This is a genomic window from Photobacterium sp. Ph5 (assembly GCF_022129445.1).
In the GTDB taxonomy this organism is placed as follows: Bacteria; Pseudomonadota; Gammaproteobacteria; order Enterobacterales; family Vibrionaceae; genus Photobacterium.
In genome coordinates, this window is the sequence record NZ_JADQAQ010000072.1 from 1 (window position 1) to 16,284 (window position 16,284).

A 16,284-nucleotide genomic window follows, 5' to 3' on the forward strand; every position below is an offset into this window, starting at 1 on the left:
CGCATCTGGTTTGGGACCAGAGGGTCGGGGGTTCGAATCCCTCTTCACCGACCACCATTAAAAAAAACCGTATCGAAAGATACGGTTTTTTTTCGTCTATAGAAAAGCCAAGTAGCTCTGTGTCATTAATTAGATCCCAAAGGGTCGGAGGTTCCCTGATGTTAGAATCTTGCTCTTCACCTACCACCATTAAGAAAACCGTATCGAAAGATGCGGTTTTTTTCGTCTGTAGAAAAGCCCAAGTAGCTCAGCGTTATTGATTAGAGCCCAAAGGATCCGGAGGGCCAGATATTAGAACCTTGCTCTTCACTGACCGCCATTAAGAAAACCGTATCGAAAGATACGGTTTTTTTTCGTCTGTAGAAAAGCCAAAGTAGCTTAGCGTTATTGATAGAGACAAATAGCTGGGATCCTCAGATATTAGAATTTCGTTTTTTACCTACTATTATTAATAGCCCATCTCGAAATATTTTATGTTTTCTCATTATTAACCTGATTTCACGTGGTGTTAGGTATCAAAGAACTCGTAAAAGTCCGATTTTTATTGCTGATAATTTTATATTTTTTGGTTTTTACTGTTATTTATTAACAATAAAGTAGTTGATGTTGAAATCATGTAAATTACCAAGTTTATTATTAATGACAACTTATTCATTTTCTGTGTTTTATTTCGTTTGGTTGTTGGTTTGTTTTTCTATTTGTTATCACTTTTTTGGTCAGTTGCTGCGTGTGTTGTGTCTTGAATATATGTTTAGTTGTATGTTTTTTTGATTAGAACTCGATATGAATAATTATTCGATTGTTTGTGTTGGTTATAGTTTTTTACTTCGATATGTTGCTTTTATGTGAAATATTTGACAGATTGGTAGGCCGACATGCTAGAGATGAATGTTCTAGCATGGAAAGGATTCACGTTTTTATATTGGCAGGAGCTGCCAAGCAATTGGGGTCGGTCATGGCTTTATTAGAAGTAAAAAATCTTCGGATAGAATATCCATCCCGTCATGGTGTTCATGCTGCGGTGAAATCATTGTCGTTTTCTATTGAGCGCGGTGAAATTGTCGGCGTAGTGGGTGAATCTGGTGCGGGTAAATCAACCGTCGGTAATGCGGTGATTGATCTATTGAGTCCTCCAGGGCAAATCGCTAGTGGTGATGTGTATCTTGATGGGACCCAAATTTCAGGGTTAACACCAGAGCAAATGCGTCAGGTACGTGGTGCTAAGATTGGGTTTATCTTTCAAGATCCGATGACGTCGCTAAATCCGCTATTTACGGTTGAACAACAACTCACTGAAACCATCGTAACTAATTTACAAGTCACTCAGCAGGAAGCATATAAACGTGCATTAACATTAATGGAGCAGGTGGGCATTCCACAACCGGAATTGCGTATTAAGCAATACCCTCACCAGTTTTCAGGCGGTATGCGCCAACGTGTAGTGATTGCCATCGCGCTGGCAGGAGAGCCTGATTTAATCATTGCTGATGAGCCTACAACAGCCTTAGATGTTTCGATTCAAGATCAAATTCTCACCTTGATCCGCGAGTTGTGTGTAGAGAAAAACGTCGGCTGTATGTTGGTTACTCACGATATGGGCGTTGTCTCGAATGTGACTGATCGCGTTGCAGTAATGTATCGTGGTGACTTAGTCGAGCTCGGCACCACAGAGCAAGTATTACACCGTCCAGAGCATCCATATACCCAAAGTCTAATTTCAGCGGTTCCACGTTCAGATATTAAATTACAGCGTTTTCCATTGGTGAGTTATATCGAAGCGGCAGAAGAAACGCCGCCATTAGATGTTAAAAATCATTGGTTAGGGCAGCGCCAAGAGCAGCGTGATTATTCTGGACCATTATTGAATGTAGAGAACGTGAGTTTGCGCTTTGTGACCAAAGATTCTTTCTTTGAAAGTCGTCGTGAATATGTTCAAGCCAATAATGATGTCAGTTTCCAAGTCTTTGAAGGTGAAACGTTTGGCTTAGTGGGTGAATCAGGCTCAGGTAAATCAACAATTGCCCGTGTGATTGCCGGTTTATATCCACCGAATGAAGGTCGGGTGACATTTGAAGGTATGGATCTAACGGCGCTGAAAAGTGAAGCTGACCGTCGCCCTTTCCGTCGTCAAATGCAGATGGTCTTCCAAAACCCTTATACCTCGATGAACCCACGGATGCGTATCTTCGATATTATTGCAGAGCCTATCCGTTTTCATAAATTAACCGAGAGCGAAGCACAAACTCGTCAAATTGTGCATGATTTATTGGATCATGTTGGGTTAGGTCGTACAGCGGGTGTTAAATATCCTCACGAGTTTTCAGGCGGTCAACGTCAACGTATTTCCATTGCTCGTGCATTAGCAACACGCCCACGTCTGTTGATCTGTGATGAGCCAACATCAGCACTGGATGTGTCTGTTCAAGCACAAATTCTGAATTTACTTAAAGATCTGCAAGACGAATTGAATTTAACCATGCTGTTTATCAGCCATGACTTACCCGTGATCCGTCAAATGTGTGATCGCATTGGGGTGATGCAAAAAGGTACTTTGCTGGAAGTGGCGAAAACTGAACAGCTCTTTACCGCTCCTCAGCATGAATACAGCCAACATTTAATTTCACTAATGCCAGAGTTTAAAGGGATTAGTCAAAATGGATTAAAACGCGCTTAGTCCACATCAACAAACATTACTCGCGGGAGAGGTCCCGTGCATAAAGGAGTTATGCAATGAAAACCATCAAGAGCAAGTTAGCCGTAGCATTGATTGCCGCGGGTTTAAGTTTTAGTGTTACTGCCGCAGAAATCAAACTGGGTTATGCCTCAGATCCTGTTTCATTAGATCCACATGAGCAGTTATCAGGTGGTACGCTACAGCTATCTCATATGGTGTTCGATCCTCTTGTTCGTTTTACCCAAGACATGGATTTTGAGCCGCGTCTAGCGGAAAGCTGGGAGCGTGTTGATGATCACACGTTCCGTTTCAAATTGCGTCAAGGGGTGAAATTCCATTCGGGTAATCCACTTACGGCTGACGATGTGGTATGGACATTTAATCGTCTGCAAGAGTCGGCAGACTTTAAAAAGATCTTCGCCCCGTATTCTGAAATGAAAAAAGTGGATGACTATACGGTTGAATTGATCTCGAAAGGAACCTATCCACTGGTTCTACAAACCGCGACATACATCTTCCCAATGGACAGTAAGTTCTACACAGGGAAAACCTCTGAAGGTAAAGATAAAGCGGAAATTGCTAAACACGGTAACTCATTTGCTTCTACCAATCTTTCAGGTACCGGTCCATTTATCGTTACAGAGCGTGAGCAAGGGGTAAAAGTTGAATTTACCCGTAATGCGAATTACTGGGATAAAGCGTCAAAAGGTAATGTAGATAAGCTAACACTATTGCCGATCAAAGAAGATGCAACACGTCTTGCAGCGTTGCTTTCTGGCGGTGTTGATATGATTGATCACGTTGCACCTAATGATCATAAACGTTTGAAAGAAGCAAAAGATGTTGATCTGGTGACACTACCGGGCACTCGTATCATCACGTTCCAAATGAACCAGAACAGTAATGAAGCGTTGAAAGATGTACGCGTACGCCAAGCGATTGTACATGCGATTAACAACGAAGGCATCGTGAAGAAAATCATGAAAGGCTTTGCGACTACGGCAGGTCAACAGAGCCCTGCGGGTTACCAAGGCTACAATGCTGATTTAGTACCGCGTTATGATGTGAAAAAAGCCAAAGAATTAATGAAAGAAGCAGGCTATGCCGACGGCTTTACATTAACCATGATGGCACCGAATAACCGTTATGTGAACGATGCAAAAGTAGCGCAAGCTGTAGCGGCAATGCTGTCTAAAATTGGCGTGAAAGTCGACCTCAAGACCATGCCAAAAGCGCAATACTGGCCTGAGTTTGATAAGTGTGCGGCAGACATGATGATGATTGGTTGGCATGCCGATACTGAAGATTCAGCAAACATGACTGAGTTCTTAACCATGACGCGTAATGAAGAAACAGGTCAAGGTCAGTACAACTGTGGTTTCTACTCTAACCCTGAAGTCGATAAGTTGATTGAAGCGGCGAATGTAGAAACCGATCAAGCCAAACGTAAAGTCATGCTACAGAAAGTAGAAGCAACGTTGTACAACGAAGCGGCGTTTGTACCATTGCATTGGCAGAGCCTTGCATGGGGCGCGCGTTCAAACGTGCACGCGGCCGATATTGTTAACCCAATGGAACAGCCTTACTTTGGCGATCTTGTGGTCGATGAAAAGTAAGTAATGTTATAGCGAAAGCGATAGTGCCGGAGCTTGCTCCGGCACTTTTTCAGGAAGAAAGAGAAGGGGCAGGGAATGTTTACGTTTCTGGTCAAGCGCCTGTATCAGGCACTGATAGTGATGTTTGTGATCAGTTTGGTGGCCTTTGCCATCCAAGATAACCTTGGCGACCCATTACGAGAGTTGGTGGGGCAATCTGTATCAGAAGCTGAACGACAACAATTACGTGATGATTTAGGACTTAACGATCCGTTTATCACTAAGTACAGCCGATTTTTAGCGAATGCGGTACAAGGCGATCTTGGCACGTCTTATACCTTTAAAAAGCCTGCCACAGAAGTGATTTTAGACAAGTTAGTCGCCACCTTAGAATTAGTTTTTGGTGCCACTATTATTATTGTCTTGGTCTCTATTCCGCTTGGCGTGTACTCCGCGATTCATCCCAATAGTTTCTTAACTAAAGCCATTATGGCGTTCAGTAGTATTGGTATATCAATTCCCGTTTTCTTAACTGCCATTATGTTGATGTACGTTTTTTCTATTGAGCTAGGTTGGTTACCTTCATTTGGTCGAGGTGAAACCGCCAACTATTTAGGTTGGGAATCTGGGTTCTTTACCCTTGATGGCTTAAAGCACCTTGTGCTGCCATGTGTTGCCTTAGCGTCGATTATGTTGCCGTTGTTTATTCGTTTAGTGCGCTCTGAAATGTTAGAAGTGTTGAGCTCTGAATACATTAAGTTTGCGAAAGCGAAAGGGCTACCGATGAAAAAGGTCTACTACCAACACGCCTTAAAAAACACCATGCTGCCGGTATTAACGGTTGGCGGGGTGCAGATCGGTACCATGATTGCTTACACCATTTTGACTGAAAGTGTATTTCAATGGCCAGGCACAGGATTGTTGTTTTTAGATGCCATTAACCGTGTTGATACCCCACTTATCACAGCTTACGTGATTTTTGTTGGCTTGATCTTTGTTGTAACTAATACCATCGTCGATTTGCTCTATGGATTGGTTAACCCGACTGTAAACCTGACTGGCAAGGGAGAGTAAGTCATGAGTAATACACTAGCTGCACCAAGCCGTTGGGAGCGTTTTAAAAACTCCGATATTTTGTATTATTTTAAGAAAGATAAAGTGGCAATGGTGTGCTTCGCTGTCTTTCTAACGTTTGCCACCACGGCATTGTTTGCACCGTTTATAGCGCCGAGTAATCCGTATGATTTAGCGTCGATAGATATTATGGATTCAGAGTTACCGCCATCATGGATGGAAGACGGTGATGAGAAATTCTTACTTGGTACCGACGATCAAGGCCGTGATATTTTATCGACCATGCTTTATGGGGCGCGTTTATCACTAACGATTGGTTTACTTGCCGTTGCACTGCAAATGACTCTGGGGATCGTGATTGGCTTAACTGCGGGTTATTATGGTGGTCGTGTTGATAGTTTCTTGATGCGTATTGCGGACGTGCAGTTATCATTCTCGACCATGATGGTCGCGATCATCGTCTCTGCTATTTTCCGTACTGCATTAGGTGCTGAAACTTATGCGCAATATGCAGTGATCATGTTGGTAATGATCATTGGTATTGCTGAATGGCCTCAGTATGCACGTACGGTGCGAGCTTCGGTATTAGCCGAGAAGAAGAAAGAGTATGTTGAAGCGGCCAAAGTCATGGGCTTTAGAGCACCACGTATTATGTTCCGTCATATTCTGCCGAACTGTCTATCGCCTATTCTTGTGATTTCAACGGTACAGGTTGCCAATGCGATCATGTCAGAAGCGGCCTTGTCATTCTTAGGCTTAGGTTTACCGGTGGATCAGCCATCATTGGGTTCACTGATCAGTATCGGCTTTAAATATATCTTCTCTGGCGCGTGGTGGATCACCGTCTTCCCAGGTATTTTGCTGGTGGTATTAGTACTAGTAATCAACTTGTTAGGTGATTGGTTACGCGATGTATTTAACCCGAAGATTTATAAAGGCTAATGAGCTGACGTTTAGATAGTAAAAAGGCGACCGATGGTCGCCTTTTTTATTAGTGAAACTAAAATTTAGAACAGTAGGTGCGCCATACCTGCAATAACAGGTAAAGTCACCAGTGTACGCAGAATGAAAATCACAAACAGTTCCCACGCTTTAACGGGTACTTTACTACCGATAAGCAGTGCACCAATTTCAGACATGTAGATAAGTTGCGTCACTGACATTGCAGCGATAATAAAACGCGTCATGTCGCTTTCAATCGTTGATGCCAAAATAGAAGGCAAGAACATGTCAGCGAAACCCACCACAATCGTTTTAGATGCCGCTTCCGCCTCTGGAATATGCAGTAGCTCTAAGAACGGAATAAATGGCATACCTAAGTAATCAAACAGTGGCGTGTTTTCTGCAATCACCAGTGCGATAGTACCAATTGCCATTACTACAGGTAGAACGCCAAACACCATATCTACTGCGTTTTTTACGCCATCTAACGCAATCGCAGGAATACTTTTTACTTCTGCTGCTTTCTTTAGTGCTTGGTGCAAACCATAAGAGAAAACGTTGTGGCCTTGTGGCACGCTTTCATCATGTTTGCTCTCTGTGGTGCCATCAATGTAGATGTTTTTCTTACGTGATAGTGGTGGCAGGCGAGGCACAATAATCGCCGCAACAAGACCTGCAAGGCATACTGTTAAGTAAAACGGTACAAACATGTGTTCTAAGTTAACTTGCGCGATAACGACTAAGCTAAAGGTAATAGAAACTGCTGAAAAGGTTGTACCAATAATGGCAGCTTCACGTTGGGTATACATTCCCGATTCGTATTGTTTACTGGTCAACAAGACGCCGACCGAACCATCACCTAACCAAGATGCAATGCAGTTAACTGATGAACGACCAGGTAAACCAAAAATAGGGCGCATGATGCGAGTAAATAGAGTGCCGAAAAATTCCAGTAGACCAAAATTAAGCAGTAGCGGCAGTAGCAAACCGGCAAAAATAAAGACTGAGAATAAAACAGGCAACAAGTCGTTTAATACAAGGCCACCTGTTGCGTCGTTACGAAACATCACAGGACCAATATTAAAGTACGCCATCACCGCAAAAATAGCACCAAGCTGCTGAACCATAAACCACATAGCAGATGGATTCAGTAGCCCATTCAAAAAGCCATTATGGGTAATAAAGCGAGGTTTAAACAATTTAGTGATGATTGACATAATGGCAGTAAAGCTAATCACAGTTGTCACAATAGAGGTTAACGAGTTTTCAAAATGACTTTGGATCGTTTTCGCTAATACCGCGATAGGAATAGTAATATCACCATCAAAATTAATCGGAGCCATAAAAAGGAAGACACCAATTAATGAGGGGATAATGAACATTAGCCAGGTGTTCAAGGTGTTTTTAGGTGGTGCTACTGCTTGGTCATGCATCTTGATTTATAACCTACTGATAGAAACTGCCGAATAAAGAGGAAAACCCCAGAGGTCCAGCGAGAATAACTATTCACTGGTTTTTCATATTTAGGGAGGGAGAGATTACATTTTTTTAATAAAGCATGGAATAGTTGACTAGTAAAAAATGGTTAATTATGTAAATATTTTTCGATTTTATTCTGATCTTAATGTGTTTACTAAGCGTTATGAGTTAACAAAGTAATATAAATTAGTGTTTTATGACTATTGTGCTGTAATTAGAATTTGACTCATTATTCTGGTGACTCGTTATACTCTTCTCATTTATGTAATATTATTACTTGGTCGTAATAGTGTTTTTGCTTTTATGGGGATTATGTTTTTATTTGTAATGGTTATAATGATTACATTAGATAATATGTTGTATTTTTTGCTTTAGCTTAATTATGACGTTACCAATTCATTGAGGTTTGCCATGACAGAACAACATCACAATCATTTTCACGTTGGTCAAATTATTGAAAATCATCCATTTGCAGCGGGAGATGGGGCTGTTCTGGAAATGTTCCGCAATGATATGACGAATGTCGTTTTTATTGGGTTAGAAAATATTACTGAAGATGAGCAGCAGTTGCTTGCTGAATCAGGGGCTGAATTTGGTGTATTAAGCACTGAAAATGGCGGTTGCTTAGTGGTGCTAAAATTAGGTGATTTAGCATTTGATATTCAGTTTAATGCAGCCATTATCCCTGATGAATTTCTTGCGCAACCTGCAGAAGATACAACAACACTGACATTAAATATGATGGCGGTAGATACTCGCAGTAATGAAATGAAAGTGATCCGTGAGTTTTCATTACCCGCTGAGATCAGCCAAAAAATGATCGCAGTAGTTAACAAACAGCGTGAAATCAAAGATGCGATGGCAGTAAATGCAGAGAATATGCACTTACTTAATACCATCAGTACTGAAGAGCTGCTAAAACAAATTACCCTAACGCAGATCCAAAGTGTCGTCGCACCAAGTTGTAGCTGTGGTCACGATCATCACCACCATCACTAAGCTTTGAAATATTTTAAAAACACCGCCTTGTGCGGTGTTTTTTTTCGTCTGAATAAACCGATGTCGTTATGATCAGAAAACGTAAGATGCACCGAATACAAAAGCATTATTAGTATTATCGGTACCATTTCCTTGATTGCGATACTCAAAGTAAGGCTGAACACCTAGGCTAGTCCAAGTAGCACGAAGCTCGTGATCCATTGAGTTATCAGCATCCCCATCATTTCGTACATAGACATTGTTATAACTCAGAGCGAGCTGTTCTGTTGCACTATAGCTAATGCGGTTATCAAAACGAATTTGATCTTCACCGTCTTTCACAAAGTGATAGCGTGTTCGGTTACTGATTGAAATGCCATTATCGAAGTTATAACCAATTTTCACTAAAGGGCGCTCCTGTACAGTTTCACCGTTATTGATTAAATGGTGATAACCAATCGCCACCCATAGATGATCATTAAACGCGTAGCTTTGCTCAATACCTAATGTGATGTAAGGGGAATAACCTTCACGTGCGTCTTGAATCGTATCGTCGTCGTATTTACCTAAAGAGATGCCATCAAACTCAGTTAAAATGGTGGTGCCTGTATCAAAGGTATGTCCAGCCTCAAGGGTAGATGTAGCATTAGGTTGTGCATCGGTATGGAACTGCACATTACCTGTGACATAGGAAGAGCCGGCAAATGCACTTGATGCGAATACGATAGGTAGGATGCTTAGAGTTAGAATCTTTTTCATGCTTAATTTCCTTTGTTAAATAAAGCGCACTATGCGTTCAGGCTGGGGCTGATTTGTGGCTTAAAAATTAAATTGTTTAGGCTTGTAATCATCTTGCGAGAATTATTTGGCTTAGAAAATCGCAGTGAAAAAGAGTGAGATCTTGAGCAAAAATAAAGCAGATAAAATAACTTAAATGTTTTTAATCAGTGGTTTATAAAAAGTAAAAAAAGCTAATAGATGTAAAAAGGTGACGTTGATTGCCTTTATTGATGAGAAATCACCTATAAAAAGTATGGAGATCACGCCAGTTTTAGCTTTTAGTTAATTTTAGGGGTGAAATAAGCGATCTGACTCACGAATAAAGAGCACTATATTCACTTGTTTTATGTGTATTACGGCTAGCGAATAATTGTGATCTTATTCGATAAACAAGAAAACAATGTTTTTATTTATTTTCTTTCGTGCTGACTTATTATAAAAATAAACTTAAGAGTTTACTTTTTGTTGAGGTTTACCATGAAAGAAGTGATTGTTGGCGTGTTACTAGGGTTAATGGCGATGACATCTCTTCCTGCACAAGCAGATGAGTGGGGAGATTGGGGTGAATGGGGCGCTCGACAAAAAGGACGCGTTGAACGTGCAGCTATTTGCGGTCGTGATGGTTATATCTTTAGAGTAAGAGATGCTTTCTATGTTGCGAAGTACCAATCAGGAAAACGCTTTGCGGTTGGTGTTCCTGTAAAGGCACGATTTGGTCGTAACAAATGGGTCAAAATCGAAGGGATCAAAAATGATGGCCACTACATTCTAAAAGGAAAATATTACAGCATTGCCAATGCAAAGGCACAAGCCTGTAATTTATGGTAAGCCTCACTATTTAGCTTACTAATATTGAAAGTTGTGTTGAGACAATCAATCTAGCTATTGCAAAAAAGGCTTTGAACATGCCGTTCAAAGCCCTTTTATCAATTCTTTTTTCAGTAAGATATTTAATGCTTACTTATTGTTGCCGTTTTTGTATAGAGAAGAAAACGCTGGAGTGTATAGAGCAACAATTTTATTAACGATACGAGTCATGGAATTACCTATAAAAGATTAAGCTAGTTTTTATGTACAACCATCGCCTAAACAGTGTAGCAACAGGCATTCGGTCGTGTTTCGATGCGCGCATTATAGATATTTTCGGATTATTGAAAAATGAAAAAAACTAGCATTTTGGTATTAGTTTTTCTAATTTGAAAATGTAAGGATTGATTGAGCATTAAAAGGCTTTCAATACTGATATTGAGACCTGTGGTGATACGATAAGAGAATAAAAAAAGGCGATGTATTTTGCATACATCGCCTCTTTATATTATCTCAGTGAGACAATTATCTCATGGTAACGAATTCTTCGCTGCCTGTTGGGTGGATTGCCACAACACTATCAAAGTCAGCTTTTGTTGCGCCCATCTTAATTGCAACACCAAAGCCTTGGATCATTTCGTCAACAGTGAAACCAATACCGTGTAGACCAACCACTTTTTCATCATCGCCAGCACATACAAGTTTCATTTTACAAGGTTGACGGTGGCTCGTTACAGCGGTGTACATAGAGGTAAAGCCAGACTTGTATACTTTTACGTTTTCTTCACCGTATTGTGCAATGGCTTCAGGCTCTGTTAGACCAATTGTACCGATTGGTGGGTGACTAAACACAACTGTCGGTACAAGTGAGTAATCCATCTTTGCATCAGGCTTATTGTTAAATAGACGCTCAGATAATTGACGACCGGCTTTAACCGCAATTGGGGTTAACTCAATACCGCCTTCCATGATGTCACCGACACAGTAAATACCTTTAACATTCGTTTCTTGGTATTCATCGACTTTGATGTAACCACGCTCGTTGGTTGCAACGCCAGTTGCTTCAAGGTTAATTTTATCTGTGGTTGGGTGACGGCCAATAGCCCAAATCAATACATCAGTATTGTGTGATTCACCGTTCTCAAAGAGCAGTGTGATAGAGCCATCAGCTTCTTTAACCACTTCTTTAGGCACTGAATGAGTGTGTAGTGTTGGGCCTTCAGCTGCCATTACTTCAACTAACGTTTCAACAATCAAAGGATCAAAGCTACGTAGTGGTGATTCTTTACGTACGAATAGGTGAGTGTCAGTGCCTAGTGCGCTTAGTACACCTGCAATTTCAACGGCGATGTAACCGGCACCAATAATTGCAGTACGCTTAGGTTGTTCGTTTAACTCAAAGAAACCATTGGAGTCGATACCGTGTTCAGCGCCTGGGATCGCAGGAATTGTTGGCTCACCACCGACAGCAATTAAAATATGATCGGCTGTGTAATGCTCGCCATTCACTTCAATTGTTTTCGCATCAACGAACTTGGCAAAGCCATTAATCACTTCAACTTTATTGTTACCCAATACGTTATCGTAAGAAGTATGAATACGGCTAATGTAAGCTTCGCGGCTTTCAACCAGTTTACTCCAGTCAAAACCTTTTACATCAACGTCAAAACCGTAGTCTTTAGCGTAAAGGTGCATAGCTTCAGCGATTTGAGCACCGTGCCACATCACTTTTTTAGGTACACAACCTACGTTTACACAAGTACCACCGAGTGCTTTTGCTTCGATAATTGCAACTTTTGCACCATACATTGCTGCACGGTTTGCTGATGCAATACCGCCGCTACCACCGCCGATACAGATGTAATCAAAATGCTTTGCCATGACTTTACTCCATTAATATTCGTTATATTCGTGACGAGCTATTGAGCTAGTGTAATAAAGATTGGGGTGCCTGACGAGGATTTAAAATCGGAAAATACGATTGATTTACCATTAAATCATCGAAAATTGAGATTGTGGCACGAATTATCTGGTACAGGCAGCATACACTGCCTGTATTTTAAAGGGAGGAAATATTGCCAATGGCTTATTCAGGCACAACCCATTCAACGGTGTGGTGACCATGATTAGGTGCAATGGCTTGCTGTAACCAAGGCAGAATGTCACGCATTTGGCTTTCTAGTTTCCAAGGTGGGTTGATCACAATCATGCCTGATGCTGTCATACCGCGTTCTTCACTATCAGGCTCTACACCCAGTTCAATTTGTAAGATTTTAGGGATATTTAAATCTTTTAAGCCCTGAAGCATGTTGTCGATAGTTTCACGATAAACCACAGGATACCAAATTGCATAGGTACCTGTAGCCCAACGTTGATGGCTTTGTTTGATCGCTTTTACTACATCTTGGTATTCATGTTTAAGTTCGTAGGGTGGGTCGATTAAAACCACACCACGACGCTCTTTTGGCGGCAGACTCGCTTTTAAGCGTGCAAAGGCATCTTCTTTATACATTTTTACTTGGCGATCGCCACGGAATTCTTGTAACAGCAGAGGGAAATCACTTGGGTGAAGTTCAGTGAGTACCATGCGGTCTTGCTCGCGAATTTGTGCGCGTGCCACTTTCGGTGATCCTGGGTAGTAACGTAGTTCCTCACCGTGATTAAGATCTTTTATCGCTGCAATGTAACTCTGGATCGCTTCAGGGATATCATCACGTGACCAAATACGTGCAATACCTTGTTTAAACTCACCGGTTTTTTCGCTGCGCTCATCTTGCAGGTCGTAACGACCCACGCCGGAGTGAGTATCGTGATAGACGAAAGGTTTATCTTTTTGCTTGAGTGCATCCAGAATTAAGCTTTGAACAATGTGTTTAACCACGTCAGCATGGTTGCCTGCGTGGAAGCTGTGACGATAACTCAGCATGAAATCAATCTCTATCGGTATCTAAAGGAGGGTTATTGGTCAGTATTATCGTTAATTCTCAACTATTATCCAACCATGATGCGAACCTTTGCGCCTAACCATGCGGTATCAACCCGTTATTATGAAGTATTTAGCGGCAAAATCGCAGCAAGGATTGAAATTCAGTCATCGTGGGCGCATGTTAATAATAAGATAAAAATAAAGGAAAAGCGTATGTCCAACCCATTATTAGCGATGACAGACTTGCCACCGTTTGCTCATATTAAGCCTGAGCATATTAAGCCTGCGGTAGAACAAGCGATCGCAGATTGCCGTGAAAATGTAGAATCTGTGTTGATGGAAATGGCTGAGCCAACATGGGAAACCATTTGTGCACCTTTAGCCGAAACGGATGATCGCCTAGGTCGTATTTGGTCACCGGTAGGTCACCTTAATGGAGTGAAAAATAGTGCTGAATTACGTGAAGCGTATGAAAGCTGTTTGCCTCTGTTATCTGATTACAGTACCTGGGTTGGACAACACAAAGGATTGTACGAAGCCTATAAAGCCATTAAAGCGAGCGATAAATTTGCGTCGTTGAATAAAGCGCAGCAAAAGTCGATCAAAGACGCCTTAAAAGAATTTGAGCTATCAGGTATTGGCTTACCTGCACAAGAGCAAGCGCGCTATGGTGAAATAAGCAAGCGTTTATCGGAGTTGTCTTCAACCTTTAGTAATAACGTGCTGGATGCCACCATGGCATGGAGCAAAGTGATCACCGATGTTGAGCAATTAAGCGGGTTGCCTGAATCTGTATTATTGGCAGCAAAAGCCAATGCAGAAGCGAAGGAAAAAGAAGGGTATTTATTTACCTTAGAAATGCCATCGTACTTACCTGTAATGACGTACTGTGATAACCGTGAGTTACGTGCTGAAATGTACGAAGCGTTCGGTACCCGTGCCTCAGATCGCGGCCCTAATGCCGGTGAGTTTGATAACACCGAAGTGATTGCCGAAAAACTAAAACTGAGCCACGAACTGGCGCGTATGTTGGGCTTTAATAGCTACAGTGAAAAATCATTGGCGACCAAAATGGCGGAATCTACTGAACAAGTGTTAGGTTTCTTAAATGATCTTGCTGATCGCGCAAAGCCTCAAGGTGAGCGTGAAGTGGCTGAATTACGTGAATACGCTAACAATGAATTCGGTATCGACGATTTACAGCCATGGGATTTCGCTTATTACTCAGAGAAATTAAAACAACATCGCTACAGCATTTCAGATGAAGAGTTACGTCCATATTTCCCTGAAAAGAAAGTGGTTGCAGGTCTCTTTGAAGTATTAAAACGTGTATTTGGTTTAGAGATCAAACCGCGCGATGGTGTGGAAGTTTGGCATGACTCAGTAACGTTTTATGACATCTTTGATAGCAAAGGCGAACTTCGCGGTAGCTTCTACCTTGATCTTTATGCGCGTGATCATAAACGTGGTGGTGCGTGGATGGACGAGTGTATGGTTCGTCGTACCCGTATTGATGGCACGTTACAAACCCCTGTTGCGTACCTAACTTGTAACTTTAACCGTCCGATTGGCGATAAGCCGGCATTGTTTACCCACAATGAAGTCGTAACGCTGTTCCATGAAACGGGTCATGGTATTCATCACATGCTGACTCAAGTAGATGTAGCGTCAGTATCAGGTATTAACGGTGTGCCATGGGATGCGGTTGAGTTACCAAGTCAGTTTTTAGAAAACTGGTGCTGGGAAGAAGAAGCGCTAGCGTTTATTTCTGGTCACTATGAGACTGGTGAGCCGCTACCAAAGGCAATGCTAGATAAGATGCTGGCAGCGAAGAACTTCCAATCAGCGATGTTCATTTTACGTCAGCTTGAGTTTGGTTTGTTCGATTTCACTCTATACACTGAATACGATCCAGAAGTGGGCGCACAGGTGTTAGATACCTTATTTAAAGTGAAATCACGTGTTTCTGTGGTACCAAGCCCAGAATGGGGACGTTTCCCACATAGCTTTAGTCATATTTTTGCTGGTGGCTACAGCGCAGGCTACTACAGCTACTTGTGGGCGGAATTATTGTCTTCTGATGCGTTCTCACGCTTTGAAGAGGAAGGAATTTTCAATCCGCTAACAGGACAAGACTTCTTAACTTGTATCCTTGAGCAAGGGGGGAGTGAAGAGCCAATGGCGCTATTCAAACGCTTCCGTGGTCGAGAGCCTGAGCTAGATGCAATGCTGCGTCATAGTGGTATTACAGGTTAATGTAACAGGTGCAGTGAGTGACTGAGGATGGTCACTTGCTGCATGCAATTAGTGTAGAGAACAGTATTCATGGATAGATACGAGGCGATAGCTCGCCAGTCAAAAGGATTTAGCCTTATCGAATTGGTTATCGTGATTGTCATTTTAGGCATTCTTGCGGTAACGGCTGCTCCTCGTTTTCTCTCTATTTCATCTGATGCAACCCAAGCGTCACTAAATGGTATTACTGGTAGTTTGCGTACCGTGATTGATTTGGTGGAATACAAAGCCATTATGCAAGGCAAAGAGTACCAATACGGTGTGGAAGTCGATGTTGATGGTAATAAAATCTTCACCTATTTTGGTGTCCCACGCGCAAAGTGGACAGCCGGTAGTGATCATGATGGTTTGAAGACGATTATGACGCAGGATTTTAAGTACTTAGGTAATGCAAGTGGCTTTAGCAAAGATAAGGTTGAGACGACACCTTGTACTGATGCAGAATTTTGTGTGATTGATCAAATTCGCCCTGGTAAGGTTTTTCCTGTGCAGGATGGGTGGTCGCTGGCAATTATACCGCAAGGTAAAACCCTGCAAGATAAGTGCTTGGCGTATTATTCTGCCAAAATGGATCAAGTGAAAAAACAAGTACTCTCGAAAAAAATTAGTACTCTTGTTGATGGCTGTTAAACGTTGATGTTATTTATGCTAATTGAGATAAAGAAAAGGCTCCTAAAAGGCTGTCTCTTGATCACAAGTCATTGTGTTCAAGAGACTTAGCTAGCTCATATCCT

Annotated in this window: 13 protein-coding genes; 8 read left to right on the forward strand and 5 right to left on the reverse strand. The window is 41.8% G+C overall.

All coding sequences use genetic code 11. The features are described 5' to 3' along the window. On the reverse strand, positions 1-190 hold a 190-nt coding region (locus I3259_RS18690), incomplete at its 3' end, for a hypothetical protein (RefSeq protein WP_238031216.1). A gap of 765 nt (positions 191-955) precedes the next feature. On the opposite strand from I3259_RS18690, the gene I3259_RS18695 reads away from it, so the two are divergent. From I3259_RS18695 to I3259_RS18710, 4 genes are all read left to right on the forward strand, one after another. Beyond that, positions 956-2,674: an ABC transporter ATP-binding protein gene (locus I3259_RS18695; RefSeq protein WP_238031217.1), complete on the forward strand. Its 1,719-nt coding sequence runs from the start codon at positions 956-958 to the stop codon at positions 2,672-2,674. A gap of 56 nt (positions 2,675-2,730) precedes the next feature. Next, complete coding sequence (locus tag I3259_RS18700) at positions 2,731-4,290, forward strand: ABC transporter substrate-binding protein (protein ID WP_238031218.1); 1,560 nt, start codon at positions 2,731-2,733, stop codon at positions 4,288-4,290. Between the two features lie 75 nt (positions 4,291-4,365). After that, positions 4,366-5,343 (forward strand): ABC transporter permease, encoded by a 978-nt coding sequence (locus I3259_RS18705; RefSeq protein WP_005372184.1) that lies wholly within the window; start codon positions 4,366-4,368, stop codon positions 5,341-5,343. Between the two features lie 3 nt (positions 5,344-5,346). Then, a complete protein-coding gene (locus I3259_RS18710; RefSeq protein ID WP_238031219.1) occupies positions 5,347-6,285 on the forward strand; it encodes an ABC transporter permease in 939 nt (312 codons plus the stop codon). A 65-nt stretch (positions 6,286-6,350) separates the two neighbouring features. Here I3259_RS18710 and I3259_RS18715 read toward each other — a convergent pair whose 3' ends face one another. Then, entirely contained in the window at positions 6,351-7,718 is a 1,368-nt protein-coding gene (locus I3259_RS18715; RefSeq protein ID WP_238031220.1) for a YjiH family protein, read from the reverse strand. Between the two features lie 457 nt (positions 7,719-8,175). Here I3259_RS18715 and I3259_RS18720 point away from each other — a divergent pair, with 457 nt between their 5' ends. Continuing rightward, entirely contained in the window at positions 8,176-8,763 is a 588-nt protein-coding gene (locus I3259_RS18720) for a hypothetical protein (RefSeq protein ID WP_238031221.1), read from the forward strand. A gap of 72 nt (positions 8,764-8,835) precedes the next feature. Here I3259_RS18720 and I3259_RS18725 read toward each other — a convergent pair whose 3' ends face one another. Then, positions 8,836-9,501, reverse strand: coding sequence for an oligogalacturonate-specific porin KdgM family protein (locus I3259_RS18725; RefSeq protein WP_238031222.1), 666 nt, complete (start codon positions 9,499-9,501; stop codon positions 8,836-8,838). Between the two features lie 498 nt (positions 9,502-9,999). Here I3259_RS18725 and I3259_RS18730 point away from each other — a divergent pair, with 498 nt between their 5' ends. Further along, the gene (locus I3259_RS18730; RefSeq protein WP_238031223.1) at positions 10,000-10,350 is read left to right on the forward strand and encodes a hypothetical protein; all 351 of its coding nucleotides are present in this window, start codon (positions 10,000-10,002) and stop codon (positions 10,348-10,350) included. A gap of 504 nt (positions 10,351-10,854) precedes the next feature. Here I3259_RS18730 and gorA read toward each other — a convergent pair. Both gorA and I3259_RS18740 read right to left on the reverse strand, forming a co-directional pair. Beyond that, the gene (gene gorA, locus I3259_RS18735; protein WP_238031224.1) at positions 10,855-12,210 is read right to left on the reverse strand and encodes a glutathione-disulfide reductase; all 1,356 of its coding nucleotides are present in this window, start codon (positions 12,208-12,210) and stop codon (positions 10,855-10,857) included. Positions 12,211-12,415: 205 nt separating this feature from the next. Then, positions 12,416-13,255, reverse strand: coding sequence for a 23S rRNA (adenine(2030)-N(6))-methyltransferase RlmJ (locus I3259_RS18740; RefSeq protein WP_238031225.1), 840 nt, complete (start codon positions 13,253-13,255; stop codon positions 12,416-12,418). 213 nt (positions 13,256-13,468) lie between these two features. Here I3259_RS18740 and prlC point away from each other — a divergent pair, with 213 nt between their 5' ends. Together prlC and I3259_RS20285 are read left to right on the forward strand one after the other, a co-directional pair. Then, positions 13,469-15,511, forward strand: coding sequence for an oligopeptidase A (prlC, locus tag I3259_RS18745; protein WP_238031226.1), 2,043 nt, complete (start codon positions 13,469-13,471; stop codon positions 15,509-15,511). 69 nt (positions 15,512-15,580) lie between these two features. Beyond that, positions 15,581-16,180 carry a type II secretion system protein gene (locus I3259_RS20285; RefSeq protein WP_275949795.1) on the forward strand — a complete coding sequence of 200 codons (600 nt, stop codon included), beginning with the start codon at positions 15,581-15,583 and terminating at the stop codon, positions 16,178-16,180. Positions 16,181-16,284: the final 104 nt, after the last annotated feature.